The following is a 25773-nucleotide window of genomic DNA, read 5'->3' as shown; positions in this document are numbered from 1 at the left end:
TGTGCGCAAATTGTTCAAAATATCGAACGTCGATCAAATTTTAGTAACATTCTTGTAAATTACGGGTTGCATTTCATTCGTGCTCTAAGCTAGGTTTGTTCAATAAATCGAACACGAGTTGCAGGAGAGACTGAAAATGAACTCAACACAAACTGGCCCGGTTATTGGCGTTGTCTGCTGTAAAAAATCACTGGAAGGCTATGGCATTCAAAGTGTGAATGAGTTCTATCTCAATGCAGTGAAGCAGTTCGGGGCAAATCCGGTGTTGTTTCCTGCCGGTTCTTCAGCAGCGGAAATCAGGCAGCTGATTTCACTGGTGGATGGTGTGTTGCTGACAGGCAGCCACTCCAATGTCGCGCCGGGCCGTTACGGCGCTGAGCATGATGAGCCCAAAAAAGATGAAGGCCGGGATGCGCTGTCGTTCTCACTGATTGACACCTGCATTCAGCAAGAAGTACCGATTCTGGGGATTTGTCGTGGTTTTCAGGAAATGAATGTGGCGCTTGGCGGCACACTGCATCCGAAAGTTCATGAAGTGGCAGGGTTTCAGGACCATCGGGAAAGCCCTCTGAATGACATGGCAATGAAGTATGCTCCGGCGCATCCGGTAAATATTTCTGACAATGGCACCTTCGCTGAGTGGCTGGCGCCGTTGGATAACATTCAGGTGAATTCTTTGCACGGGCAAGGGGTGCGGCAGTTAGCTTCTGGTCTGACCGTGGAGGCGGTTTCACCGGATGGATTGATTGAAGCCTTTAGTTTAAAGGCGCACCCGTTCTTCATTGGTGTGCAGTGGCACCCAGAATGGCAAGCGACGGAAAACCATTTTTCACGAATTTTGTTTGATCAGTTTATGATATCGGCTTCACAGCGAAGGAGCCTTAAAGATGGAATCAGAACTCATTGGTAAAAAAATTGCACAGCTGAGAAAAGAACACAAATTATCGCAGCGTGAACTGGCAGAAAAAGCAGACATTACCCACAGCGCGATCTCATCCATCGAGAACAGCAAAGTGAGTCCGTCCGTCAGTTCACTGCACAAGATTGTGAAGGTGTTCGATATGTCCCTGTCGGAGTTTTTCACGCAGGACCAGAAATTCGAAGAGCGTCCTGTGGTGATCAAACCGGATCAGCTGATTGAAATGGGGAATGAACAAGTCTCCATGAAGCTGGTTTGTGATGGTCGGAAAGATCGGCAAATGGGATTTCTGATTGAGGTCTATCAGCCTCATTCAAGCACCGGACTGATTAGCATCAAACACGAAGGTGAGGAAAGCGGTACCGTTCTGGAAGGTGAAATTGAACTGGCGCTGGGTGACAAAACTTATGTTATCCGCGAAGGGGAAAGTTACCTGTTCGATACCAGCATTCCGCACAAGTTTACAAACAATACGGACAAACTTTGCCGGATCGTCAGCGCACATACACCGGCGAGTTTCTGACGTCCCAACCTGAAAGGAAGGCGTATGAACACTCAACAGCAATGGACAGCACTGAAAGAGCAGATAGAGATTGAAAGCAGGGCATTCATTCATGGTGAATACCAGGATGCCCAAAGTCGCGACACCTTTGCGGTGATCAACCCGGCCACAGATGAACACCTTGCCGATGTTGCCCGTTGTGATGCAAAGGATGCCGCAGTTGCTGTTGAGATGGCAATAAGCGCCTTCCAGCGTGGTGACTGGCAGTTCCAGAGTCCGGCTCAGCGAAAAGCGGTGTTACTGGCATTCGCTGACCTGATTGAACAGGACCGTGAGACCCTGGCGCTGCTGGAAACACTGGATACCGGTAAACCCATCAGTCACAGTTTCAGTACAGATATTCCGGGCGCGGCGTCTGCCATTCGCTGGTACGCCGAAGCCATCGATAAAACCTACGGTGAAGTGGCAACCACGGAAGTGAATGTCCACGCGTATATTACCCATCAGCCTATTGGTGTCGTTGCCGCCATTGTTCCCTGGAACTTTCCGCTCTGGCTGGCCTGCTGGAAGCTGGGTCCGGCGCTTGCAGCAGGAAACAGTGTAATTCTGAAACCGTCCGAAAAATCACCGCTCACGGCAATTCATCTTGGCAAACTGGCGAATCAGGCTGGGATCCCTGCCGGTGTGTTCCAGGTGCTGCCGGGCTATGGCCATGAAGTTGGCGACGCTCTGGCTCGTCATGAGGATGTCGACTGCATCACTTTCACGGGTTCAACCCGCGTTGCACGTCAGCTGATGATCTGCTCCGGTGAGTCCAACATGAAGCGTGTCTGGGCTGAAGCCGGCGGGAAAAACGCCAATATCGTTTTTGCGGATTACAAGAATCTGGATAAAGCCGCAGCAGAAACCGCATCAGGCTGTTTTTACAACCAGGGTGAAGTCTGCGTCGCCGCAACCCGGTTGCTGGTTCATGAAAGCATCAAAGATGCATTCGTCGAGAAAGTCATTGCCGCTTCCAAAGCATTCACACCCAAAGATCCGCTGGATCCGACTTCTGCCATGGGCGCGCTGATCGATCAGGAGCATAAAGCAAAAGTGCTCGGTTATGTCGCGACAGGGGAAGCCGCAGGTGCCCGTGTTTTATGCGGCGGTGATGTTGCCGGTCAGGGCGCATTTGTATCACCAGTAGTGCTGGGCGATGTCAGCAATGATATGGCGGTGGCCCGCGAAGAAATCTTTGGTCCGGTGCTTTGTGTGATTCCGTTCCGCACCGAAGCAGAGGCGATTGCGATAGCCAATGATTCACCGTACGGGCTGGGGGCTGCGCTCTGGACTTCAGATCTGGATCGTGCACACCGGGTGGCGCGACAGCTTCAGGCAGGATCCGTCTGGATCAATAACTATAACGAAGGCGATATGACAGTGCCGTTTGGCGGCTTTAAACAAAGCGGCAACGGTCGGGATAAATCACTGCATGCGCTGGAGAAGTTCACCGAGGTGAAAACAACCTGGCTTCGTCTTGAGTCGTACTAAAAGGAGTTTACTGTGATTCAACATACTGGTTCTTATTACGCCTCAACGGCGAACTTTACACGCGAATTTCCAACCCTGACAGACAACATTGAATGTGACATCTGTATTGTCGGTGCGGGGTTCAGCGGACTCTCATCCGCGCTGCATCTGGCTCAGAAAGGCTTCAAAGTTGTTGTGCTGGAAAGTGCAAAGGTGGGCTTTGGTGCGACAGGCCGTAACGGCGGTCAGATCGTCAACAGTTACAGCCGTGATGTCGACGTGATTGAAAAACGTTATGACAAAAAAACGTCGGATGCGCTCTGCAACATGATTTTTGAAGGTGGCGATATCATTCGCGGCCTGATTGAAGACCACAACATTGACTGTGATTACAAGCAGGGCGGTCTGTTCACTGCGCTGAACACTAAACAGGTCGAAGGGCTGAAACACCACAAAGCCAACTGGGAACGCTACGGAAACAAAGACCTGAGAATGCTCGATAAAACCGAGCTGCAAACCATGGTCGGCACCGACGTTTATGAAGGTGGTCTGCTGGACATGCGGGGCGGTCATATTCACCCGCTGAAACTGGCGCTGGGCGAAGCCGAAGTGATACTGGGACACGGCGGTCAGATTTTTGAACAGTCTGCTGTGACGCGTATTGAAAAAGGTGCAAAACCTGTTGCGCATACGGCTCAGGGTTCAGTCAAAGCACAATATCTGGTTTTGGCGGGCAACGCTTATCTGGGCGGACTGGCACCCAATATCAGCAATAAAGCGATTCCTTGCGGCACTCAGGTGGTGACCACAGAACAACTGACTGATGCACTGTGTGACGAACTCTTGCCGCAGCGTTACTGCGTGGAAGACTGCAATTACCTGCTGGATTATTTCCGCATCACTGCGGACAACCGCATGCTCTTTGGTGGCGGTGTGGTTTACGGGGCCCGTGATCCTGAAAACGTGGAAAAACTGATCCGTCCGAAGATGGAAAAAGTCTTCCCGCAACTGAAAGGCGTCAAACTGGACTTTGCCTGGACCGGTAACTTCCTGCTGACCTATTCCCGGATGCCTCAGTTCGGCAGCTTTGCCGACAATATTTATTACCTGCAAGGATACAGCGGCCATGGCGTGACTTGTACGCATCTCGCCGGCAAATTGCTGGCAGAAGCGCTGACCGGACATGCTGAGCGTTTTGATGCATTCGCCTCTCTGCGTCATTACGCCTTCCCGGGCGGGCGTCATTTCCAGGTGCCGTTTACGGCGCTTGGGGCCGCTTACTATAACTTACGCGACAAGCTCGCCATCTAAGGAACGGAAAAAGGAAGAGAACCATGTCTAAGACAGTGACTTTTGCTTCAGTGCAGCTTGCGATGTCATGGGATATCGACAATAACCTGAAAAAAATTGGCGACGCAGTCAGAGAAGCGGCTGCAAAGGGTGCCAACGTCGTTGTACTGCAAGAGCTTTTTGCCGCCCCTTACTTCTGTAAAGAGCAGGTTGCCCGGTATTTTGATCTGGCGGAAGAAACCGACAGCAGTCCGTTGATCAATCACATGAGCCAGCTGGCCCGCGAATACAATGTGGTGATCCCTGTCAGTTATTTTGAGAAATCCGGCAACAGCTTTTTTAATTCTCTGGTGATGATCGATGCCGACGGTACGGTCCTGGAAAACTACCGTAAATCCCATATACCGGACGGTCCGGGTTACAGCGAGAAATTCTATTTCAGCCCCGGCGATACCGGCTTCAAAGTGTGGGAGACCCGGTTTGGTAAATTTGGCGTTGGAATTTGCTGGGACCAGTGGTTCCCTGAGCTGGCGCGTTGTCTTGCTTTAGCGGGGGCAGAAGCGATTTTCTATCCGACGGCGATTGGTTCAGAGCCGCAGGATCCGACGCTGGACTCCCGTGATCACTGGCAGCGCACCATGCAGGGCCATTCCGCAGCAAATCTTGTCCCTGTGATTGCTGCGAACAGAACCGGTGTTGAAACCGACGACGGGATTGAAACCACTTTCTATGGTTCGTCATTCATTACCGATCACACCGGGAAGAAACTGGCAGAAGCGGGCCGGGATGAAGAAACCATCATCTACGCGACGATCGACCTCGAAGCGACCGCAAAAGCCCGTTACAGCTGGGGATTGTTCCGCGACCGTCGTCCAGATCTGTACGGTCGGATCAACTCACTGACCGGTAAACGCTGATCAGTAAAATATACACAGAAATGGACAGGAAGTTTGCCATGGAATTACAGGGCACCCCTTCACAAGATGGTTTTTATTTTCCTGCGGAGTTCGCGCCGCAGGAACAGGTTTGGCTGGCATGGCCGGAGCGGCCTGACAACTGGCGTGATCATGCGAAGCCAGCGCAGCATGCTTTTGTTCAGGTTGCGACGGCCATCAGCCAACATACGAAAGTATGTGTCGCCGTCAGCACCAACCAGTATCTGAATGCAACCTTGTTGCTGCCAGAAGCGGTCGAGGTGGTTGAAATGCCCTTGAACGACGCCTGGATGCGGGATATTGGTCCGACGGTGGTGATCAATGCTCAGGGCGAGCGCCGGGGGATCAGCTGGCAGTTCAACGCCTGGGGTGGTGAGGTTGATGGTCTGTATGCCCCCTGGGATGATGACGATGCTGTCGCAGCACGTATTTGCGATCATCTCAATATGGATTACTACCGGGCGCCTTTCGTCCTGGAAGGCGGGGCAATTCATACCGATGGGGAAGGCACCCTGTATACCACGGAAGAGTGCCTGTTATCGGCGGGTCGAAATCCGCATCTGTCCAAAGCCGAGATTGAAGCCTGTCTGGCCGATTATTTGTCGATCAGTCAGGTGATCTGGCTGCCTGACGGATTGTTTAATGATGAGACCAACGGCCATATCGATAATCTGTTACACGTGATTGCGCCGGGTGAAGTGGTTCTGAGCTGGTGCGATGATCCGGACGATCCGCAGTATGACATTTCGCGTCGTGCGCTGGCTGTACTGGAAAACAGTACGGATGCCAAAGGCCGTCCGATTCGGGTGCACCGGCTGCCGATTCCGGGACCGCTTTATCTGAGTGAAACAGAAGCCGCGGGGATTGCACCATCTGACGGGATGAAACGCGAAGCCGGAGAACGGTTAGGGGGCTCCTATGCCAACTTTCTGATGTGTAATCAAAAAGTGTTCCTGCCGCTGCTTGATTCAGCCCGCGACCAGCAGGCGATTGATATCCTGCAGGCGGCATTGCCGGATTACGAGATTATTGGTGTTCCGACCCGTGAAGTTTTACTGGGCGGCGGCAATATTCACTGCATTACGCAGCAAATACCGACGGTCAACAATATTTAACGCACTTGCCAGCCCATCACGCTGACAAACCCGATAGAAAGAAAAGGTTTTACTATGCAGCAAATTCAAAATCGTAATTTGCTCGCCTTCCTGTGCGAGCCGTCTGACACTTCGCTGGCTGTGACGAACCCGGCGACCGGGGAAGTGCTGTGCCATATTCCGACTCAGAATGAAGCGGAGATTGTTTCTGCAATCGAGCGGGCGCATGTTGCTCAGAAAGCCTGGGCAAAAACCAGTGCCAAGGCACGCTCGGCGATTCTTCGCCGCTGGTTTGAACTGGTGATGGAAAATCAGGCCGACCTGGGCCGTCTGATGACGCTGGAGCAGGGCAAGCCGCTGGCAGAAGCCAAAGGTGAAGTCGCTTACGGCGCCAGTTTTATTGAATGGTTTGCTGAAGAAGCCAAACGAACGTATGGCGACAGCATTCCGGGGCCAACGGCCGATAAGCGTATCGTGACTGTGAAACAGCCGATTGGAGTGGCATGTGCCATTACGCCATGGAACTTCCCGATTGCCATGATTACCCGCAAAGCAGCCCCGGCTCTGGCCGCCGGATGCAGCTTTATCTGTAAGCCTGCAAACCAGACGCCGTTGTCTGCTTATGCTGTGGCAGAGCTGGGTTATCAGGCGGGGATACCGCGTGACTTGCTGCAACTGGTAGTGAATGCCTCTTCCAGCCTGGTGGGCCAAGTGTTTACCGACAGTCCGCTGATCCGCAAGTTGTCTTTCACCGGTTCGACCCGTGTGGGCAGTTTGCTGATGAAGCAATGTGCCGACAGTATTAAACGGACGTCGATGGAACTGGGCGGTAATGCACCCTTCATCGTGTTTGACGATGCAGATATTGATCTGGCAGTTACCGGCGCGATGGCGTCGAAGTTCCGCAATGCCGGTCAGACGTGTGTCTGCGCCAACCGTTTCTATGTACACGACCGTGTGTACGATGCTTTTGTCGCGAAGTTCAAAGCCGCGGTAGAAACCCTGAAAGTCGGAAACGGACTGGATGAAGGCGTGACGATCGGGCCTGTCATTGATACGTCGGCCAAAGAAAAAATCATGCACCTGACGGATCATACTGTGGCTCAGGGCGCCACTTTGGTGACTGGTGGGCAGCAACTGGAAGGGCTTTTCGTTCAGCCGACGATTCTCGCCAATGTCCGTCATGACATGGATATCGTGCAGGAAGAAATTTTCGGCCCGATTGCGCCTGTGATCCGTTTCAGCAGTGATGAAGAACTGATTGAGATGGCGAACGATACCATTTACGGGCTGGCGTCTTACTTCTACAGCCAGAACATCAACCGGATTTGGAAAGTGGCAGAAGCGCTGGAATACGGCATGGTTGGCATCAACGAAGGCATGATCTCAACAGAAGTGGCACCGTTTGGCGGTGTGAAACAGTCCGGCATCGGCCGCGAAGGGGCGAAGCAGGGCATCGACGAATATATGGATATTAAATACCTCTGCTTTGGCGGTATTCAGGCATAAGGAAGGTGAGTGATGAGTAATCAAACTTGGCAAACACGTAAGCAGCAAGTGATCGCACAAGGCATGGGCAATCTGAGTCCGATTTATGTTGAGAAAGCGAAAAACGCTGAAATCTGGGATATCGAAGGGAATCGTTTTATCGATTTCGGTTCTGGTATCGCAGTGAATAATACCGGTCATTCGCATCCGCGTATCGTGGAAGCGGTGAAAGCACAGCTGGATAATTTCTCTCACACCTGTGCCATGGTGACACCATATACCGCTTTTGTGGAACTGGCAGAGCAACTGACCGAACGTGCGCCGGGTGAGTCGGCGAAAAAAGCAGTCTTCCTGACGACCGGGGCGGAAGCGGTTGAAAACGCGATTAAAGTCGCACGTGCGCACACCAAGCGCAGCGGTGTGATTGCGTTCAAAGGCGGCTTCCATGGCCGGACCAACATGACGATGGGCCTGACCGGCAAGGTCGCCCCTTATAAAGCTGGCTTTGGTCCGTTCCCGGGCGAGATTTACCACGCACCTTATCCGAATGCATTTCATGGCATCAGTATTGAAGACAGCTTGCAGGCCATTGAGGATCTGTTCGCCTGCGATATCGAGTCATCCCGCGTGGCGGCAATTATCTTTGAACCGGTGCAGGGTGAGGGCGGTTTTTACCAGGCGCCGCCAGCCTTTGCACAGGCACTGCGTGCACTGTGTGACAAACACGGGATCGTTCTGATTGCAGATGAGATCCAGACTGGTTTTGCCCGGACCGGGAAACTGTTTGCAACGGAATATCTGGGGATCGAACCGGATCTGATGACGATGGCGAAAGGCATTGCCGGCGGCTTCCCGATTTCTGCGGTTGTCGGTAAAGCTGAGATCATGGATGCTGCGGGTCCGGGTGGCCTGGGCGGTACTTATGCCGGTTCTCCGCTGGGCTGTGTCGCAGGTCTGGAAGTGCTCAAAATCATTGATGAAGACCAATTGTGCCAGAAAGCGCTGAATATCGGTGAAGTGATGACCAGTCACTTCCGTGCACTTCAGTCAGATTTCCCGGTGATTGGTGATGTGCGAAACCTGGGTGCCATGATTGCGGTGGAATTTGTTGACCCGAAAACTGGTGCGGCGATGGCTGAACTGACCAAGTCGCTGGTGGCACAGGCGCGGGAAGAAGGCGTGATTCTGCTGTCCTGCGGTGTGAAAGGGAACGTGATTCGATTCCTTCCGGCACTGACCATCGAAGATGATGTGATGGCAGAAGGGATTGAGAAAGTGAAAAAAGCGCTGGCTGCTTTGGTTTAATTCATGCGTTTCAGTTGAACGAAAGAAAAGGGCATACGAAGGTGTGCCCTTATTATTCAGGACGAGATAATCGAACATTAATAATTAAAAACATATCGGTGAAAATTGGCAGCTAATCCGATATAAGTGATATTACGCAGGCTTTCATTTTCTCCTGCGATATTCATGACGATTTTATATTGCTCTCCTTCTACTGGCCCCCCATTTCTTACAGTTGCCTGATTGGATGAAATGAATACAACAGGCGGATCATTTTCATCTTCCATCAGCGTACCACTGCCTCCTTCTAATACATTCAGATGCGGCGAACGTTTACTGGTTACCCGAACCAGGTTAAATAAAATTTCTTGCATGAGATTTACCTTTTACACAGATGAATGACTGTTGTTAGAACACGGAAGGAAAGATGTTCACTTCTGTGTCATAACCTTTCTAGCATGGTCTGAGATAGCAACGCACACCTTGAATGGCAAACCGACTTTCTTTGTAAAAGGTAATGAATAGAAAATCTGCCGGAAATCGAATGGGTCAACGCATATAAAAAACAGGCATACCGAAGTATGCCTGTTGATGAGAAAAGAATTTGTACTGAGTTGTTTATTTAAACTCAGCTTTCCGCATCCGATTCAGCACTGCCATCACGTCAACTACGCGCGGCTTGGCAAAATCACCATAGTTCGGCATGGTGCGGAACCAGTCCTGATGCAGCATCTTAGCAAAGGCTTTGACCGGCTGTTTTTCCCAGCCTTTCATCATAGCCAGCTGGCACCACAGCCAGCCGATGGCATGTAACTGACTCGCATCGGTAATCTGTTCCAGCGCCTGCAGATCCACAAACTCACGGCCAAAGCGCAGTCCTTGCTTGTTCTTCACCTGAATCCGGAACTTGCCTTCTTCCAGTTGCGCCTGTAACCCGGAGCGGTTCAGCTGACGGGTACGCGGACGCTCAATGGTATCGCTGCCTTCCGGCTGGCGTTGTGTCGGGTGAGACTGCACCACGATCTTCGCTTTAGCTGTGACGTCGACGGCTTCGTAATTGTGCATCTGAATCACGGTATCAGCTACGTCCAGATAGTCACCAGAACCCCCCATGACCAGCATGACAGATGTATTCAGGTGGTTTCTCAGCAGTGCAATACGGTCAACCAATGGTGTAATTGGTTCATCGTCTTTTGCAATCAGCGCCTGCATCCGTTCATCACGGATCATAAAGTTCGATGCCGAGGTGTCTTCATCGATCAGCAGGGTCTGAGCGCCAGCTTCGAGAGATTCCTGCAACCAGGCAGCCTGCGAGGTTGAACCCGAAGCATTTTGGGTGCTGAAACACGTGGTGTCTTTGCCCATTGGCAGATTGCTGATGTAAGGTGACAAATCCACACTGTGCACACAACGGCCATCTTCAGCGCGGATTTTGGTTGCTGTCTCATCGGTCACCACATATTCACGGCCGTCGCCCGGGATATGGTCATACACAGCATTTTCAACCGCATTCAGCAAAGTTGATTTACCGTGGAAGCCGCCACCGACGATCATGGTGATCCCGGTCGGAATACCCATCCCGCGGAGTTTACCTGCATGCGGTGCTTCCAGTTCGACGGCCAGTTCGTCCGGACTTCTGAAGGTGACTGCATCCGGCATGGGCTGATCGCTGTTGCCCGCCAGTCGCGGCAAGACACTGTTATCGGCGACAAAGGCAATCAGGTTCTTGTCTTTCAACTGCGCACGCAGAGCGACCTGATCTTCGACCGTTTCACAGTGACGGCGCAGATCTTCCATCGGCAGCTCACGGGCAATGGTGGCACGACGGATAATTTTCGGCAGGGTAAACGTCAGCAGGTTCAATGTTTTCTTGGCAATGATGGTGCGACCGTCAGCAGGCAGATCAACACGGAAACGCAGCTCAATGGCATCGTCATCGAAAACGACTGCAGTGCGATCCAGGACAGCCTGACCCGGACGGTCAATCTGAATCTCGTTCACTTCTTTTGCCAGTTCAGCAAACTGACGGGCAATAAAATCACGCGCCGCACGCTGATAATCTGCCGACTGTTCTTTCAGCCAGGCCAGATCCGTCAGCGACCATTGTCGGCGTGCACGCACACGGGTTGCCGGTGCGAACGGATCCGATTGCGGGATATCGATAAAGAAATCGTAATCAACAAAGTTGTACTGACCACGCAGGCTGGAGTAGCTGCGGTAATTGCGTCGGTCGATTTTTTTGAGTCTGGCTTCCAGTAAGTCCATAGGGTCTCGATATCACTGGCTAAATACATTGGGGGCAGGAGTTTACACCAAAGCACGCGGATGTGCATGTAATTCAGTGATCTTGGTCTCGCTTTATTGCCTTTGCAACCATGGTCTAATGTTTCCTGTCGTTTTTTTCAGACAAGGTGAACAGCATCATCACAGACATGCACGGGACATGCGTTGAAAGGAGTCAGTATGTTTGAAATTATCGCAAAGACATCGGAATGGGTGCTGCTCACCGTCGGGCTGATCTTGCTCCTGACCAGTATGGTGACTTACGGTCGGCGGACCAAAGACTGGGGTGGGTTAGCCACCATGTTTTTCAAGCGCATCAGCATGACTGCGAAAGAATACAATTTCTACCGTCTGGGTGTCGCCTCGGTAGTGCTGGGCATTCTCATTCGTATGGTGAACCTGACCTTGTGGCCCTGACCCTGCCTTGAGCGAAAACTTGCCAGAGGCTGTGATTTATCGCACACTTGCCGCCCAATTGGTATCCGTAACAAAAAGGCGAGCATCATGGCCTCTACCGCAGCAGCATTGCACATTCTGGTGAAACATAAAGAACAGGCTGACGATATTCTCAATCAGCTAAAGAAAGGCGCCAAGTTCCAGACGCTGGCAAAGAAATATTCTACCTGTCCATCCGGTAAACGCGGTGGTGATCTCGGTGAATTCCGCAAAGGCGCCATGGTCCCGGCATTCGATAAAGCTGTTTTTACCGGCAAAGTGCTTGAGCCGATTGGCCCGGTGAAGACCAAGTTTGGGTATCACGTCATCAAGGTGCTGTATCGCACGTAAGAGTTAGAGTCTGCGCAGTCATTTTAATCGGACTGAAGCATGCCTTAAACATTATCTGTCCTGATTCAAACATGATCTAACATCATGGTAAGCATAATTTGAGCTGCCATGATTAACTCATTTATGCCCCAAAGTTTGTTTCGGATACCTTATCTTGTGTGAGCTTGGACTAAGCAGTGGACCAAGTTTTTGTAATGTTAAATAAGATTGCCGCTTTACCTGTTATTTGCAGTATGCTTGTACACCTTAGCTCGTAGTACTAAGCCGACCAAAGCTTAACAGATTAGTTTTAATTTGGGGCACAAATCCAATTAATAAGAATTACTTATGACAAAGATTGTTAGAATTAACTCATTTAAGTATTTTTCTCTGTTTGCTTGGCGCAATGCCAGTCCAACGTTTATATGCTTGAGAAAACGTCGATAGATCTGAAAAACCTAATTCCTCAGCAATTTGAGTAAGACTGCGATCACTGGTCAATAGCCGTTCGGCTGTTTCCAATTTGACTTTACCCAGAATTTTATTAAAGGAAGTCCCCTCGGCTTGCAACTTGCGTTTTAGTGTCCGCTCACTGATATGCAGTATGTCGGCTAACTCAGCCAACATGGGTAGGTTATTACTGGACGCAGATTTCAATAATTCAGAAATTAGCATACTGACGTGTAATTTAGTATGGCGCTTTTCCGATAGCTCGCGACACAGCTGTCTGCACATTGAGGCTGTTAGAGGATTAGCTTGCGGTAATGGTGCCTGCAGCCCTGCAAGGCTAAATGAAATATAGTTAGAGAGTGCATTAAAGGTTATCTGGGTTTGTAAAATGTTGTCAGGGACGGGTAAATGCTGATTATCGTGTGCGGGATACGTCATATGAAATTCATTTAAGTGGAAGTTTGCTCCTAAAACATCACCAATTACACGACTACTTGCGCACATCGCTCTTTCCAGCACAAATCGTTGCAGTTCTGGGGAAAATTGTTCCTGATTCTCAAATATAATTTTAACGCAGTCTGATTCTGTGACTGCTTGCATACTGACAAAGGTAAACGTAAGCGGCAGAAACTCTTTGGCAAACTTCAAGGCTTCAGCGCCATTCGCACAAGACATCATGCCGTAACCAAATATGCCGTATGTCGTGAGTTGGTGCTTTTGGCCAACGATTAAACCGAGTCCAATTGGGTCTGGTACCTGTTGCAGCAAATTTTCAATCAAGTGCTGTTCTTGCTGGGGTGATATGACACTGCTGGCATCATCGACCTGCTCTAGTCTAAGACCGGTACCACGCATGAGCTGTGCAGGCTGTATACCAAGCTCAATGCCAGTATCTAACAAAATTTTGATACTAAAAGGGCTACGCAAATATTCCCACACATTCTCCATGTTAATTTGGCCTAAAAACTAAAATAATTGTCCTAAATTAGCATGGAGCAACTACTGGTACAAGATAGATAATACCCCCATCCTTTGCTAGAGAGGTCTATACCATGAATATGCCAACGTATGAAAATCAGGCGGCTTGGAAAAAAATTCAACATTTTCTGCCGCCAGAACTGCATTTAACCGATGCCACGACACCTAAAGAAGAGTGGTGGGCCTGGCAAGGCAACAACATCCACCTGGATACTTACCGTAATCCACAGGCGAAAATTAAGGTGATTCTATTCCATGGTGTAGGAACCAGCGGCCGACAAATGTCATTGATTTTAGGAAAGCCGCTAGCAGAGCGAGGCTATGAAACTATTGCCGTGGATATGCCCAGCTATGGTTTGACGCAAGTCGGGAAAAGTAACCTCATTCGTTATGACGATTGGGTACAGGCGGGCAGCGATCTGATTGACGCCGAACTGGCAAAAGATGATCGCCCAGTTGTTCTGTACGGTTTAAGTGCTGGTGGGATGCTAACTTATCATGTCGCTGCGAAGAATAAAAATGTGAATGCCATCGTTGGTATGACGTTTCTTGATACCAGTAATCAAACTGTGAAAGATACAGTTGCAAGTAATTTGTTTATGAGCCGTATAGGAACACCGGTTACACATTTGGCGGCGAAAACACCGTTGGCAGCTATCCGTGTGCCAATGAGCTGGGCAAGTAAAATGAGTACCCTAGTCAATGACAAAGAAGCATTGCGTGTTTTTATGAAAGATAAAACCTCAGCAGGTAATTCAGTTTCACTGACTTTTTTAGATTCATATATACATTATCAACCTGAAATTGCCGCGGAAGACTTTGATATTTGCCCAATCCTGTTAACGCAGCCCGCCAATGATCGTTGGACACCGCTTGAGTTAAGTAAACTATTTTTAAGCCGTATCCATAAAGTACCTGTAAAAACAGTCCTGCTTGAAAATGCGGGGCATTATCCACTGGAACAACCAAGTCTTTCACAAATGGTAGATGCGATTGACAGTTTCTATCAAATACCCAGCATAACTGATAGAAAAGAGCAGCAGGAGTAACGGCATGGTCAGCACACTCATGATCTACGGTGCATATGGCTACACCGGTGAGATGATGGTACATGAGGCAGTCAGCCGTGGACTCAATCCGATTATTGCAGGACGCAGTAAGGCAAAACTCGCCCCCTTAGTCGAACAATATGGCCTCGAGTCACGCGCATTTGATACTGTCGATATAGGTGAAAACCTCAAGGATATTGACGTGGTATTAAACTGCGCGGGGCCTTTTATGGCAACCGCGCCGGGTATGGTCGAGGCATGCTTGCTACATCAAATCCATTATATTGACATTACGGGTGAAATTCCTGTTTTTCAATACTGCCATACACAGGATCAACGCGCCAAAGCCGCTGGGGTTGTATTGTGTCCCAGTGCTGGTTTCGACATTGTACCGACCGATTGTTTGGCTGCCAGCCTGAAAGAGCGATTGCCCGACGCGAACCGTATTGATTTAGGCTTTAATTTTGGTACCCGCCCCAGCATTGGTACCATCAAGACGGCGATTGAGGGCGCGGCAACGGGGGGCTGATTAGACAAGACTATCAACTTGTGTCAGTGCCGCAAGGTTACCGTCTACGCAAAATGCCTTTTCCGAGCGGCAACCGTTGGGGTGTATCATTTCCCTGGGGTGATGTTTTCACATCAGGCGTTTCCACCAATACACCGAATGGTATAGTGTATGCCACAATGCCGTTATTCTTTGGGGTGTTCTTACGTTTAACCTGCTTCCTAAAACCTTTGTTTGCCAATGAACGGTTTGCTAAAGCATTGCAACGACAAGCTGAGCGTTTCTTATCCGGCGGTCCGCACGCGGATGCCCTGAATAATGAACGTACCGAGTTCTGGGCGGAAGCGAGCAACGTGCAAGGGCAACGTATTGCTGGTCATATGTCTGGTCCAAATGTATATCGTCTTACAGTTGATACCACATTGACCATTGCCCAACACTGCCTAGAAAACACTGTCAAGACAGGCTATCAGACACCATCCATGCTGATGGGTAGTGATTTTTTCTCTAAGTGTCCTGATGTTCAAACGGCTTATTTCTGACTTTTATCCATAAGAGGGTAATAATTCGCGGGTCTGATCAAATTCTCGTTTGATGTGTTATTGTTAACAGCTGGATATATGATCATATCCAGTAATATTGGACACTCTGCAAAGCACTATTTTTCAGTTCAAAGTTTGCAGGACTCAAATTACTAATAGTACTATGAAGCTTAGCTCGGTTGTAATCAACTTTAATATACTAAAATATTGTTTGCCTCATTTGAGATCGCGTCATGATCGGTTCGTCTTACATCGCTTCAACTTTTAATAAATGGAATAAGTTTCTACCAAGCGCTGGAGGATCTCGGGCCCAATATTTCATCCGAAAATAAGAAGCAACATATAAATATATTGTCGTAAAAACAAAAGTATATACAACCGATGAATTTAAAAAAACATCTAGAGATGTGTAGTGCCTAATGGTATCCAACATTCACACGAAGGGGCTTACTACGTTCGTTGGGCCTAGGCATAGAGGTCCCTCCCTTTTGGCAAATCGTTAACCCATAGATTTTTTAATCCGAAACACACCAATTAGGACTGAACATCTAACACGGAAATGTCCAAAAATGTGTTTGTGTAGATTCTCCGTCACAGTTACTACATGAGATGCTGTGAGAGTGCATTGCAATGAACAAGTTACTAAGCTGCTGTATCCCACGAGAAGTTTAGAGTCTGCACCGACACTGTAATCGGGTCATTTGAGTCCCGGACATTATTGGCCCTGACCAGCAGACAATGACCCATAAAGATTCCGATAAAATAGCAGGTACGATGCGGTTATAGTTTCCCAGGACCTCCCACTTTATCCCTCTTTTATCTTCCAGAACTTGCTGCACCAAGGACAAAATCAACAAAGGTGCGGTTTTTCAGAGACAGATGTTTTGAACGGTACAGCAGATGTATCGGCTTGGCTTTGGGGACCGCATCTTTGAGAATTTCTACCAACAGGCCGGATTCGATTTCTGGCTCGACCAAAATCTTTGGTTGAAGCAGTACGCCGGTGCCTTGAATCGCAGCGAACTTCAATACGTCGCCATTGTTTGAAGCGAGTCGGGTGCTGCTGTGAGCAAACGTATTGGATGGCAGATTCAGCACCTGCTGGCTTTCACCTTGATGGTATTGAAAACCCAGGCAGCTGTGATGGCTGAGATCATCTAGCGAATGAATCCGTCCATGCTTTTCAAGATAAGCAGGGGCGGCACAATAGGTCATCTGGTAGTCACCTAATGTTCTTGCAACCAGCGAAGAGTCTACCAGTTCACCGATCCGGATAATCACGTCGGCATCGGATCGATATGGATCAATCAGGTTATTGTCGAGCATCAATTCCACATTGATATCAGGATATTGAGCGAGAAAATCGGCTACGATCGGGGCAAGTACCTTTTTTCCATACGTGACCGGACAGTTCACTTTCACTGTACCTCGGGGTCTATTCACCAGTGTATGGATCAGGTTTTCTGCATTGGTAATGTCTTCAATAATGCGATGGCACTCTTGGTAGTAGAGCTTGCCCGCTTCGGTAAGGGACTGTTTTCGGGTGGTGCGATGAATCAGTTGTGTCCCCAGACTTTGTTCTAAGAAGCTGATATGTTTGCCGATCATGGTTGGGGAAAGATCGAAGTGATGTGCTGCGGTGCGAAAGTTTCCGTGTTCAACAACATACGCGAACACCTTCATGCTGGTCAGTTTGTCCATTGCACACTATAGGTTGATAAAGAATTCACTGTGGGCAAGTTTATCAATCTGATGGGTTTAATTAAAGTTGGCGTTGAACATCAAGAATAAATCACAAAGAGCGTACTCATGAGCCAAACGATTTTTGTCACCGCTGAATTGAGAATGAATGCCGAGAAGCCTAGATCGACGGTCATCCAAGCAATCGAGCAGTTTTGCCTAGATATGCAGAGTGAAACGGGCTGTTTGCAAGCGATCGCAACGTACGATGACAACATGCCTCAACGTGTGATCCTGTGGGAGTGTTATGAGAATCGTGATGCCATTGAAGCACATTTCAGCATGCCCCATACCCGCGCATTTATTGCATTGGAAATGACCGAGTTGGTTCAGGCTTTTGAAACACAGAAAAACGGAGAGCAGGCATTATGAAGTGGGGGATTTTTGGAACGAGTTTTATCTCTGGCGTGATGGCGGAAGCGATCAAAAGTGACAGCGAAAGTGAATTATATGCAGTGGCCGGTCGCTCCGAGGGCAACTTAGCGGCCTTTGCCAAACAGCATTCAGTAGAGAAAACATTTTCAGATTATGATTTGCTATTGAGTGATGAGCAGGTTGATATTATTTACATTGCTTTGCCGAATCATCTTCATCATGACTTTATCATTAAAGCCGCTCAGCAAGGTAAAGCCGTGTTATGTGAGAAGTCGCTTTCTATTGATATGGAGAAAACTGAACTGGCGCTGCAAGCAGTTCGAGAACATCAGGTGTTTTTCGCAGAAGGACTGATGTACCTGCATCATCCGTTGATTCGTGAGCTGGTTGCGGTACTCGAATCCGGAGAGATTGGTGAACTGCGCTCGATTCACACTTCGTACATCGCATCGATTGCTCAGTTCGTCAATCCTGAGAGCAAAGGGGCGTTGTATAACCTGGGTTGTTACCCGGTATCATTACTGTATCTGGTTGTGAAAACCATGTTGGGCGAACAAGCTTTCGAGAATCGTACCCTCAAGGCAATGAGCAGAAGGGGCGCGGACAATAACATCTGCGAATCGAGTTTACTGATGAGTTTCGGCGAACAAAACACGGCCTACGTCCATACCGCCGAAGATCATGGCTTGAAGCACCAGTTTACGGTTCTCGGCAGTAAAGGCTGTATCACCATGGAATCGAATCCATGGCTTCCGGCTTCAGAGAACCACTTCAGTGTAGAAATCTACGAAACCTCAAAACGTGACATTGCAGTCACCGCGCAAGGCGATGCGTTCTTTTATCAGGTCCGTCAAGTGCGTAAAGCGGTAGAAGCCGGGCAAAAGGAATTGGTGAGCCCCTGTGCAACCTGGCAAGATTCTTACAATATTATGCGGTTATTAACAGAATGGGAAAGTCTCGGTGCGTTTTAACATGATTTAAAAAAGTGCTGAGAAAGTGCATTGCGGTGAACCTGTTGCGAAGGTGCTTTAAAGGACTTAAAGCGTGTCGTATTTCAGTTCCTTGTTTCTCTTAATATGTTTGAAAAGCGGGCAAACATTCAAGTTTGCCCGCTGAACAAATCTAGGGGCTAATTATTCAATGATAAATGAATAGGCTGCACCCACAGTGTCACGGAAGTTGCCTGGGTTGTATTGAACAATATAGCTGCCTGGTTGCAATACAATGTCGTCGACTGGAATATTCAGAACACCGGCAGGTGAGGAACCAACTTTGACGTACTTCAAGTAATTTGCATTGTTCATGATTGGCTGATCACCTTTAAGCAGGTAGATCCAGTCAATTCGAGAGCTTGGAGAAATATTTTCAGGGATTTGATATCTCACGCTAATGACTTGAGTCGTCGCATTTTGAACAAAAACAGACGTAGACTGATAATTCAGTGGATTGGACTGATTCAAAACAGCAGAAGCAACCAGTGAAGTGATGTCGTTTTTGCGCATGAATAAACCAATGGTATAAACGCCATCAAGTAAATTTATACCCGGCTTATTGGTTTCAATCGTTTTATTTGAAAATTGTCCCTGAGATTTACCATATAAATCTGTTTTGCCGATGATGTCACTCATGGATCTTGGAGCACTCAGACCTTCCCAAATACCAAGAAAAGCGCCTAAACCACCCAGGTCACTATTTAATACTGTTTTCTCATCAATCATGACAGTATTTGAAGAGTTCACAACAGCCTTATTAAGGCTACTTGTCCAAAGATTCACTGAGCTGCTGAGGTTCAGAAGGTTTTCTGGCATTGTATGGACTGTGTTTGTCATCATATTTTCCTTTAAATGCAATATGTTAAGTTGATGTTCATGTTGATAAAACATCTGCTTCTACCTTGACCACAGGAAAACGACTGGATATCCAACAGGGTTACATGGAAGTTAGTTCATTGCTGGATGATATCCAAAACTTAATGTGTGAGATTGGTCGTATAAATGGTGGATAATTAAGGTTGTCTTGTAAAATTAAGAATCTTCATCTTTCTACAGTTGATTTGGTGAGATTTGGTCTTGGTATATCTTTAAATCTATCATTTTTAATGATGAAACAAATTTTTCAAGAAATAGCGCTGATCGCTGGATCGAAATAAATTAATTTTTTTGTTAGTTGTGAATTTAAATTTTATTTCTTATGAAATGATTGAAATAGTGTGTTGCTGGCTACTTTCAGGCCGCTTTGAATCCATCTGACAGGGTTATTTAAAAAAGGACAGGTATGCATTTTTAAAGATGAACTGATGACATGTGATGGAAACACCTGATTAAAGTCTGATGAATAGAGTGACAAATACTTTCCCTCTCTATGTGAACGACATCTAAGCGAACATGAACAACATGAACAAAGGCAGGATGATTACCCCGATACGCTGAAGCATTGTCAGGGGGATTCAGGTCGGATTTTAGCTCAGGACAGTTCGTTTAATTCAATATGCTGATATGCTAACTGGATAAATGCCTGAGTGGCTGCAGATTGATAGGCCCCTTTACGCTGCAGCAGGACGGCTGTGCGCTGAAAGAGTGAGGGCGTGATAGCGATCGCCTTTAATTCCTCATTATTTTTGGCAATGTTGGCAGGGAGCAGGGTTGAGAGCTGTGTATGGCGGACGATCTCGATCACCGCACTCAGCGAGTTGGCTTCCATCTGCACCCGGGGGTGTACTTTGTGCTGGCTGAAATACCGGTCTATCTGGAGACGGGTTGCAAAGTCACGATTCAGAAGCACAAGTGGCTGATCATTCAACGATTTCAGGTTGATTTTTTGTGCACTGGCTAGCGGGTGATCCTGAGTTGTCACAAATGCCAGGGTTTCCACCAGCAATGGCTGGAAGTCGAGTTCTGCAGATTGTACGGTTTCAAAAGCGATTCCGACATCAAACTGATCTGCAAGCAATTTTTCTTCCATTTGCTCCTGTGGCATTTCATTTACGCTGAGCGTGATGTGTGGGTATCGTTCGTGAAAGGCTTTGATCAACGGCCCGATGAGGTACGTTGAGAAGGTGGGGGTCATGGCAAGCCGCAGAGAACCGCGGGTCAGATCGCCAACGTCATGAATCGCCCGTAGTCCTTCTTCAAGATCCTGCAGTGAACGACGTGCATAACGTGCATACACTTCACCTGCATCTGTCAGTTTTATTTTGCGGCCAGAACGGTCGAACAGCGTTACCCCCAAAGTCTCTTCCAACTGCTTGATTTGTTGTGATAAAGCCGGTTGGGATACATACATTGATGCAGCAGCCTGGGTGAAGCTGCAGTGTTCCGCAACGGCAAGGAAATATTTGATGTGTCTCAGGAGCATGGCTTTCTCATAAGTTTTCATTATGATGGTGATAATAAACCAGTCTTTCCACTTATCTCAATGAGAACTTAGTATTCAGGCATCAACACGACAGAGGTGCTTGCAATGAAAGATATTATTGAAGGCTTTTTAAAGTTCCGGCGTGAAGCGTTCCCTCAGCGCGCAGAACTGTTTAAGAACCTGGCTGAGAAGCAAAATCCGCGAACATTATTTATTTCCTGTTCTGACAGCCGGTTTGTGCCGGAACTGGTGACTCAGTGTGAGCCCGGTGGACTGTTTGTTATCCGCAATGCGGGGAACATCGTACCGTCTTACGGGAGAGAACCCGGCGGCGTGTCTGCATCGATCGAGTACGCGGTGACTGCTCTTGAAGTCTCGGATGTAGTGATCTGCGGTCATTCAGATTGCGGTGCTATGACTGCGATTGCGACCTGTCAGTGTATGGATCATATGCCGGCAGTCAGCGACTGGCTGCGAAACGCAGATTCAGCACGAATTGTTCATCAGGCGGCTGAGTACCGTAATGCGCGCGCCAGTACAGAAGCCATGGTTCGGGAAAACGTGCTGGCTCAGCTTGAAAATATCAAAACCCATCCCTCGGTTCGTCTGGCTTTAAGAGAAGGGCGCCTGGCTTTGCACGGCTGGGTCTACGATATCGAATCAGGACAGATTGATGCCCTGAACGGTGCGACCAGCACCTTCGTTCCTTTGAAAGACAATACCGACGTTTGTGCAACCCCTGCATCGCTGTCTATGGCGGTGTAACTGATTCATCTACATGAGGAAAAATAGAATGATCCAATCACAAATTGTGAATACTGCCCGACGTGAACTCACCGATCGCATTATTGAAGCCAAAGCGAAGAAAAATCTCTCTTTTGAGCAAATCGCGGAAGGTACAGGCCTCAGTGATGTTTTCGTCACGGCGGCATTGCTCGGACAGCAGCCATTGCCGGCAGAGAGTGCGCAATTGGTTGGTGCCAGACTCGGCCTGGATGAGCAGGCGATAGAACTGCTGCAAGCGATTCCGATGCGAGGCAGTGTCGAAAACAATATGCCGTCGGACCCGACGATCTATCGCTTTTACGAGATGATGCAAGTCTATGGCACCACGCTCAAAGCATTGGTCCACGAGAAGTTTGGTGATGGCATCATCAGTGCAATCAACTTCCGGATGGATATCAAGAAGGTTGAAGACCCGGAAGGCGGCTCACGGGCAGTCATTACGCTTGATGGCAAATTTTTACCATACAAACCTTTCTGATCGGGTTTTCATCGTGAAGTCGGCGCTGTGCGTCGGCTTTTTTCTTTCAAATTTAAGCGTGCTTTTCTATTCATCATGGCTGAACTGAACAAACGTTTTTTCGCGGTCAGAGCTTTCTGGCCAATGCTGGTCATCATTGGGTTAGCGGTCAATTTACGTCCGCCGATCACTGCGATTGGTCCTTTGCTGGATGACATTCGTATGGGCACCGGACTGGGTGTACAGGCTGCTTCGATGTTGACGGTTTTACCGATGCTGTGCATGGGACTGTTTCCGTTACTGTTACCTTTTGTAGAACGTCGGCTGAGTGAAAGTGTCTGGATATTGACAGGACTGTTTACCATCGCCACAGCGAGTTTCTGTCGGTTCTGGATGATGGATGGTTTCGGACTGATCGTCACCGCAATGCTGGCGGGAATTGGGATCGCAATAGTACAGACGCTCACTCCCGGGGTGGTCAAACGCTGGTATCCGCAATCAGTGCCGTTGGCGATGGGCGGCTATTCCGCCTCGCTGATGGCTGGTGGGGGCCTTGTGGCCATATTGAGTCCTCAAGTTGCACATTATTCTGAGAACTGGCAAACAGGGTTGGGGGTTTGGATTGTCCCTGCCTTGATTGCAGCACTGTTATGGTGGTTAAAACCCAGGGAAGTTCTGGAGACCCATGATAAAAGTGTTCCGGTCAATTTTTGGGGAAATCGTCGGGCCTGGTTACTTGCCAGTTACTTTGGACTGGCGAATGGCGTCTATGCATCCATGATTACCTGGTTACCGACTTTCGCTCAGTCTCTGGGCTGGAATGCAGAAAACAGTGGCAAACTGATTGGTATCATGACGGTGTTTCAGGTGATTGCTGCAGTGGTGGCACCGGCATTGTCTTCCGGACGACTGGACAGACGACTCTGGTTGTTCTTTGCTGTCGGAATTCAGCTTGCGGGGCTGAGTGGCATGATGTTGATGCCTGAAGCGATGCTGGTTGTATGGGTGGCAATGATTGGCTGCGGATTGGGCGCTTGTTTTGCACTGACTTTGACGGTCTCGCTTGATCACCTGTCTGCGCCGAGACTTGCTGGCGCACTGACCGCTTTTGTACAGGGGATTGGCTTTATCATCACGGCCATGACACCTTATCTCGTCAGTTTATTGTTTGAATGGACCGGCACCTTTCAGACGTCATGGTTCATGTTGAGCCTGACGCTTGTCATGATGCTTCTTGCCACTTTCCAATTTTCACCTTCGAGTTATGCCAGAGCGATGAATATATCCTGAGGTCGCGTCGTCACATGTATTGTTGCTACATGTATTTTCTGTGGCTCTGAGGGAATGACCTTAGAACCACAGAAAAATCATGCTGTTAAAGCGATGAAGGGGTGCAAATTATAGGTGATTTATTCAGGCGTCTCCCGGATTCTGCCGCTGAATATTCCATCCCATAAAGTTATAAATGTCGTATCTGAGATGACCAATGTATTCATGCAATGCAAAATCGGTCATGACGAAGTTATACCAGTTGGGAATCCATGTTGGTCTGGCGGCCATATAATCAGCTCTCACCGGCGTGACCAGAACACCAAAATGTTTGAAATAAAGTTCACTGCGTCTCATGTGTAAACCTGATGAAACCAGAACGACATGGTCAAAGTGATTCATCCGGATAATCTGGCTGGTAAATTCAGCATTTTTCCAGGTATTCATGCTGTCGGGTTCCACCACAATGTCAGCAGCCGGTACACCCAGTTTCAAAAGCGCATCCTGATACACCGCTGCTTCAGAGCGGCCGTTTTTCTGTGCATCACCACCACTGATAATCACGTTACAGATTTGCTGGCTTGCTTCACAGCTTTTATATTGACTGGCAGTTTCACTGATCCGGCTGTATGCAAAAAAGGTGGGTTCAATAGACGTCAGAGTTTCGATCTTTTCTGTGCCTGCACCTAATAACACAATCGCATTTTTAGATGCCCAGTGTACCTGCGGTTTTTCCTGATATTTCACCTGTAAATTTTCTAATAAGTACTTAGGGATGATACCTGTGCCAATCAATAAAGTGATTGCGGCTAAAAGAAAAGATAAAACAGATGCTGTTTTATTCCATTTTCTGAAAGACAAGAAAATGGTGAGCAGAAGTAAAACTGAAAGTAATAAAAAGCTCATGATTATCCTTTTATATTTTATTGTTTATCATTGATTGCATTTTTTTAAAATTATTGAATGCGGTATGCTTTCAATATCCCTTGACCGATTTCGGCAATCACTTGATTCCGTTCTGACATTTCCAGCGATGATTGTGTCAGATAAATGCTGATGATAACGGGCTCACGTGTCGGGTTCCACACAATTGCGGTAATACCGCGAGAGCCATGGCCACCCGCGCCGGAGCGGTCGGCAATGAACCAGCCTTTGGGCAGTACAGAACGGAGCAGCGGATCTGAAACCTGATTGTTTTGCATCCAGCGTTGAAGTTGTGCTGTTGAATGTTCAGACAGTACAGTCCCAAACAAAAGCGTGTTTAAAGTCTTAACCATCGCATTGGGCGTGGTTGTATCACGCAAATCACCGGCTTCAGCCTGATTTAACAGCGGTTCAATTCGATCCAGCTGAGTAGAGTTATCACCAATCTCACGTAAAAACTTTGTCACGCCCTGAGGGCCGCCGATCTGCTGTAAAACCAGATTAGCTGCCGTGTTATCGCTCGTCAGCATGGTGGCTTCACAGGCTTTTTCGATGGTGATCGTATTGCCGGCCAGCTTTTCCGTGACGGGGGACCAGGTGATAAGCTGATTTGCATCGACCGCTACGGATGTGCTCTTATCGAGATGACCCTGTTCAGCATCGTAGAGCATTTTTGCACAGGCCAGAGTTTTGAACGTACTCATCATTGGAAAGCGTTCATTGCCCTTATAGTCCCAGGTTTGTTTATTTTGGGTATCTAAAACAGAGACACCAATTTGACCGGACGTCCGTTGTTCAATTGATGAAATGGTTTCTTCCAGGGTCGAAGAAAAGGTGAGTGGCGCGAAAAGCATTAATCCGATAAAAAGGCATGTATTTTTCATTTGAATGTCTGTCTGTTGAATGTTTTCTCTGTTTTTTACAGAGGTTTTCTGATTTTGGCCGGATTGTAATATAAGCCAGTGACTAAATATAGAATGATGGTTTGTTGTCAATCGTGAATTCGTACTGGTCAGTCCTCATTCTGAAAGTGAATTGGTTTTATTTTTGTTAATAAATAGGGTGAAATTTTGAATTCAATGATGATCAGTCAGTGTTCAAAGAAAAGAAGATTCTCTATCTAAACATTATGTTTTCCGGATATCGTCTGAGGTTATTGATGCCGCCTCTTTTTATTGAACGGGTTTTAAAAAACAGTCTATATTTTGGGGGATAACACAAATAATGGTGACTTCGAGTTTGATTGTCCGGGACATGTTTTCTCAATCT

General features: G+C 48.1%; 26 protein-coding genes and 1 pseudogene. 18 read left to right on the top strand and 9 right to left on the bottom strand.

The annotated features are described in order from the left end of the window. Positions 1–136: 136 nt before the first annotated feature. The 8 genes from SPK40_RS08045 to gabT are packed head-to-tail and all read left to right on the top strand — an operon-like array spanning position 137 to position 9045. Positions 137–910: a gamma-glutamyl-gamma-aminobutyrate hydrolase family protein gene (locus SPK40_RS08045; protein WP_330960082.1), complete on the top strand. Its 774-nt coding sequence runs from the start codon at positions 137–139 to the stop codon at positions 908–910. Continuing rightward, positions 888–1442 carry an HTH-type transcriptional regulator PuuR gene (gene puuR, locus SPK40_RS08040; protein ID WP_248142249.1) on the top strand — a complete coding sequence of 185 codons (555 nt, stop codon included), beginning with the start codon at positions 888–890 and terminating at the stop codon, positions 1440–1442. Before SPK40_RS08045 ends, puuR begins: the two co-directional genes overlap by 23 nt. A gap of 24 nt (positions 1443–1466) precedes the next feature. Continuing rightward, positions 1467–2954, top strand: a complete 1488-nt coding sequence (locus tag SPK40_RS08035) for an aldehyde dehydrogenase (protein WP_330960081.1) — start codon at positions 1467–1469, stop codon at positions 2952–2954. Positions 2955–2966: 12 nt separating this feature from the next. Then, entirely contained in the window at positions 2967–4244 is a 1278-nt protein-coding gene (locus tag SPK40_RS08030; RefSeq protein ID WP_330960080.1) for an NAD(P)/FAD-dependent oxidoreductase, read from the top strand. Positions 4245–4267: 23 nt separating this feature from the next. Beyond that, a complete protein-coding gene (aguB, locus tag SPK40_RS08025; RefSeq protein ID WP_330960079.1) occupies positions 4268–5140 on the top strand; it encodes an N-carbamoylputrescine amidase in 873 nt (290 codons plus the stop codon). 38 nt (positions 5141–5178) lie between these two features. Next, complete coding sequence (aguA, locus tag SPK40_RS08020; RefSeq protein ID WP_330960078.1) at positions 5179–6273, top strand: agmatine deiminase; 1095 nt, start codon at positions 5179–5181, stop codon at positions 6271–6273. Positions 6274–6327: 54 nt separating this feature from the next. Next, complete coding sequence (locus tag SPK40_RS08015) at positions 6328–7761, top strand: NAD-dependent succinate-semialdehyde dehydrogenase (protein ID WP_330960077.1); 1434 nt, start codon at positions 6328–6330, stop codon at positions 7759–7761. Between the two features lie 12 nt (positions 7762–7773). Continuing rightward, on the top strand, positions 7774–9045 hold the full coding sequence (gene gabT / locus SPK40_RS08010) for a 4-aminobutyrate--2-oxoglutarate transaminase (RefSeq protein WP_330960076.1): 1272 nt from the start codon (positions 7774–7776) through the stop codon (positions 9043–9045). Between the two features lie 77 nt (positions 9046–9122). Here the strand turns inward: gabT and SPK40_RS08005 are convergent, their stop codons facing one another. Together SPK40_RS08005 and SPK40_RS08000 are read right to left on the bottom strand one after the other, a co-directional pair. Continuing rightward, positions 9123–9398: a hypothetical protein gene (locus SPK40_RS08005; protein ID WP_330960075.1), complete on the bottom strand. Its 276-nt coding sequence runs from the start codon at positions 9396–9398 to the stop codon at positions 9123–9125. Positions 9399–9642: 244 nt separating this feature from the next. Continuing rightward, complete coding sequence (locus SPK40_RS08000) at positions 9643–11289, bottom strand: ABC-ATPase domain-containing protein (RefSeq protein ID WP_330960074.1); 1647 nt, start codon at positions 11287–11289, stop codon at positions 9643–9645. A 198-nt stretch (positions 11290–11487) separates the two neighbouring features. Between SPK40_RS08000 and SPK40_RS07995 the strand changes: the two genes are divergently transcribed. Next, positions 11488–11724 (top strand): hypothetical protein, encoded by a 237-nt coding sequence (locus SPK40_RS07995; RefSeq protein WP_330960073.1) that lies wholly within the window; start codon positions 11488–11490, stop codon positions 11722–11724. Positions 11725–11811: 87 nt separating this feature from the next. After that, positions 11812–12093 (top strand): peptidylprolyl isomerase PpiC, encoded by a 282-nt coding sequence (gene ppiC, locus SPK40_RS07990; protein WP_248142260.1) that lies wholly within the window; start codon positions 11812–11814, stop codon positions 12091–12093. Between the two features lie 351 nt (positions 12094–12444). On the opposite strand, the gene SPK40_RS07985 is transcribed toward ppiC, so the two are convergent. Beyond that, positions 12445–13470 (bottom strand): AraC family transcriptional regulator, encoded by a 1026-nt coding sequence (locus tag SPK40_RS07985; protein ID WP_330960072.1) that lies wholly within the window; start codon positions 13468–13470, stop codon positions 12445–12447. Between the two features lie 104 nt (positions 13471–13574). On the opposite strand from SPK40_RS07985, the gene SPK40_RS07980 reads away from it, so the two are divergent. Genes SPK40_RS07980 through SPK40_RS07970 form a run of 3 tightly spaced genes read left to right on the top strand, consistent with a single transcriptional unit; the run spans position 13575 to position 15599 of the window. Beyond that, positions 13575–14549, top strand: a complete 975-nt coding sequence (locus tag SPK40_RS07980; protein ID WP_330960071.1) for an alpha/beta hydrolase — start codon at positions 13575–13577, stop codon at positions 14547–14549. A 4-nt stretch (positions 14550–14553) separates the two neighbouring features. Next, positions 14554–15078 (top strand): saccharopine dehydrogenase family protein, encoded by a 525-nt coding sequence (locus SPK40_RS07975; protein WP_330960070.1) that lies wholly within the window; start codon positions 14554–14556, stop codon positions 15076–15078. Positions 15079–15131: 53 nt separating this feature from the next. Then, positions 15132–15599, top strand: a complete 468-nt coding sequence (locus tag SPK40_RS07970; RefSeq protein WP_330960069.1) for a hypothetical protein — start codon at positions 15132–15134, stop codon at positions 15597–15599. 82 nt (positions 15600–15681) lie between these two features. On the opposite strand, the pseudogene SPK40_RS07965 reads toward SPK40_RS07970, so the two are convergent. After that, a pseudogene (locus tag SPK40_RS07965) lies at positions 15682–15882 on the bottom strand (IS3 family transposase); the annotation flags it as partial. A 533-nt stretch (positions 15883–16415) separates the two neighbouring features. Then, the gene (locus SPK40_RS07960) at positions 16416–17300 is read right to left on the bottom strand and encodes a LysR family transcriptional regulator (protein ID WP_330960068.1); all 885 of its coding nucleotides are present in this window, start codon (positions 17298–17300) and stop codon (positions 16416–16418) included. A gap of 108 nt (positions 17301–17408) precedes the next feature. Here SPK40_RS07960 and SPK40_RS07955 point away from each other — a divergent pair, with 108 nt between their 5' ends. Together SPK40_RS07955 and SPK40_RS07950 are read left to right on the top strand one after the other, a co-directional pair. After that, positions 17409–17711, top strand: coding sequence for a putative quinol monooxygenase (locus SPK40_RS07955; protein ID WP_330960067.1), 303 nt, complete (start codon positions 17409–17411; stop codon positions 17709–17711). After that, positions 17708–18685: a Gfo/Idh/MocA family protein gene (locus tag SPK40_RS07950; RefSeq protein ID WP_330960066.1), complete on the top strand. Its 978-nt coding sequence runs from the start codon at positions 17708–17710 to the stop codon at positions 18683–18685. Before SPK40_RS07955 ends, SPK40_RS07950 begins: the two co-directional genes overlap by 4 nt. Positions 18686–18847: 162 nt before the next feature. Here the strand turns inward: SPK40_RS07950 and SPK40_RS07945 are convergent, their stop codons facing one another. Both SPK40_RS07945 and cynR read right to left on the bottom strand, forming a co-directional pair. Then, positions 18848–19597, bottom strand: a complete 750-nt coding sequence (locus tag SPK40_RS07945; RefSeq protein WP_248142270.1) for a hypothetical protein — start codon at positions 19595–19597, stop codon at positions 18848–18850. A gap of 580 nt (positions 19598–20177) precedes the next feature. Further along, a complete protein-coding gene (gene cynR, locus SPK40_RS07940) occupies positions 20178–21068 on the bottom strand; it encodes a transcriptional regulator CynR (protein WP_330960065.1) in 891 nt (296 codons plus the stop codon). A 105-nt stretch (positions 21069–21173) separates the two neighbouring features. On the opposite strand from cynR, the gene SPK40_RS07935 reads away from it, so the two are divergent. The 3 genes from SPK40_RS07935 (at position 21174) to SPK40_RS07925 (ending at position 23601) form a co-directional block, all read left to right on the top strand. Beyond that, positions 21174–21833, top strand: coding sequence for a carbonic anhydrase (locus SPK40_RS07935; RefSeq protein ID WP_248142272.1), 660 nt, complete (start codon positions 21174–21176; stop codon positions 21831–21833). 28 nt (positions 21834–21861) lie between these two features. Further along, positions 21862–22332 carry a cyanase gene (gene cynS / locus SPK40_RS07930; protein WP_330960064.1) on the top strand — a complete coding sequence of 157 codons (471 nt, stop codon included), beginning with the start codon at positions 21862–21864 and terminating at the stop codon, positions 22330–22332. 75 nt (positions 22333–22407) lie between these two features. Beyond that, positions 22408–23601 (top strand): CynX/NimT family MFS transporter, encoded by a 1194-nt coding sequence (locus SPK40_RS07925; protein ID WP_330960063.1) that lies wholly within the window; start codon positions 22408–22410, stop codon positions 23599–23601. Between the two features lie 123 nt (positions 23602–23724). Here the strand turns inward: SPK40_RS07925 and SPK40_RS07920 are convergent, their stop codons facing one another. Next, complete coding sequence (locus SPK40_RS07920) at positions 23725–24486, bottom strand: YdcF family protein (RefSeq protein WP_330960062.1); 762 nt, start codon at positions 24484–24486, stop codon at positions 23725–23727. Between the two features lie 50 nt (positions 24487–24536). Next, entirely contained in the window at positions 24537–25388 is an 852-nt protein-coding gene (gene blaCARB / locus SPK40_RS07915; protein WP_330960061.1) for a CARB/PSE/RTG family carbenicillin-hydrolyzing class A beta-lactamase, read from the bottom strand. Between the last annotated feature and the right edge of the window lie 385 nt (positions 25389–25773).

The organism is Photobacterium sp. 53610 (assembly GCF_036409375.1).
Taxonomy (GTDB): domain Bacteria; phylum Pseudomonadota; class Gammaproteobacteria; order Enterobacterales; family Vibrionaceae; genus Photobacterium.
This window is presented reverse-complemented; position numbering and strand designations above follow the sequence as displayed.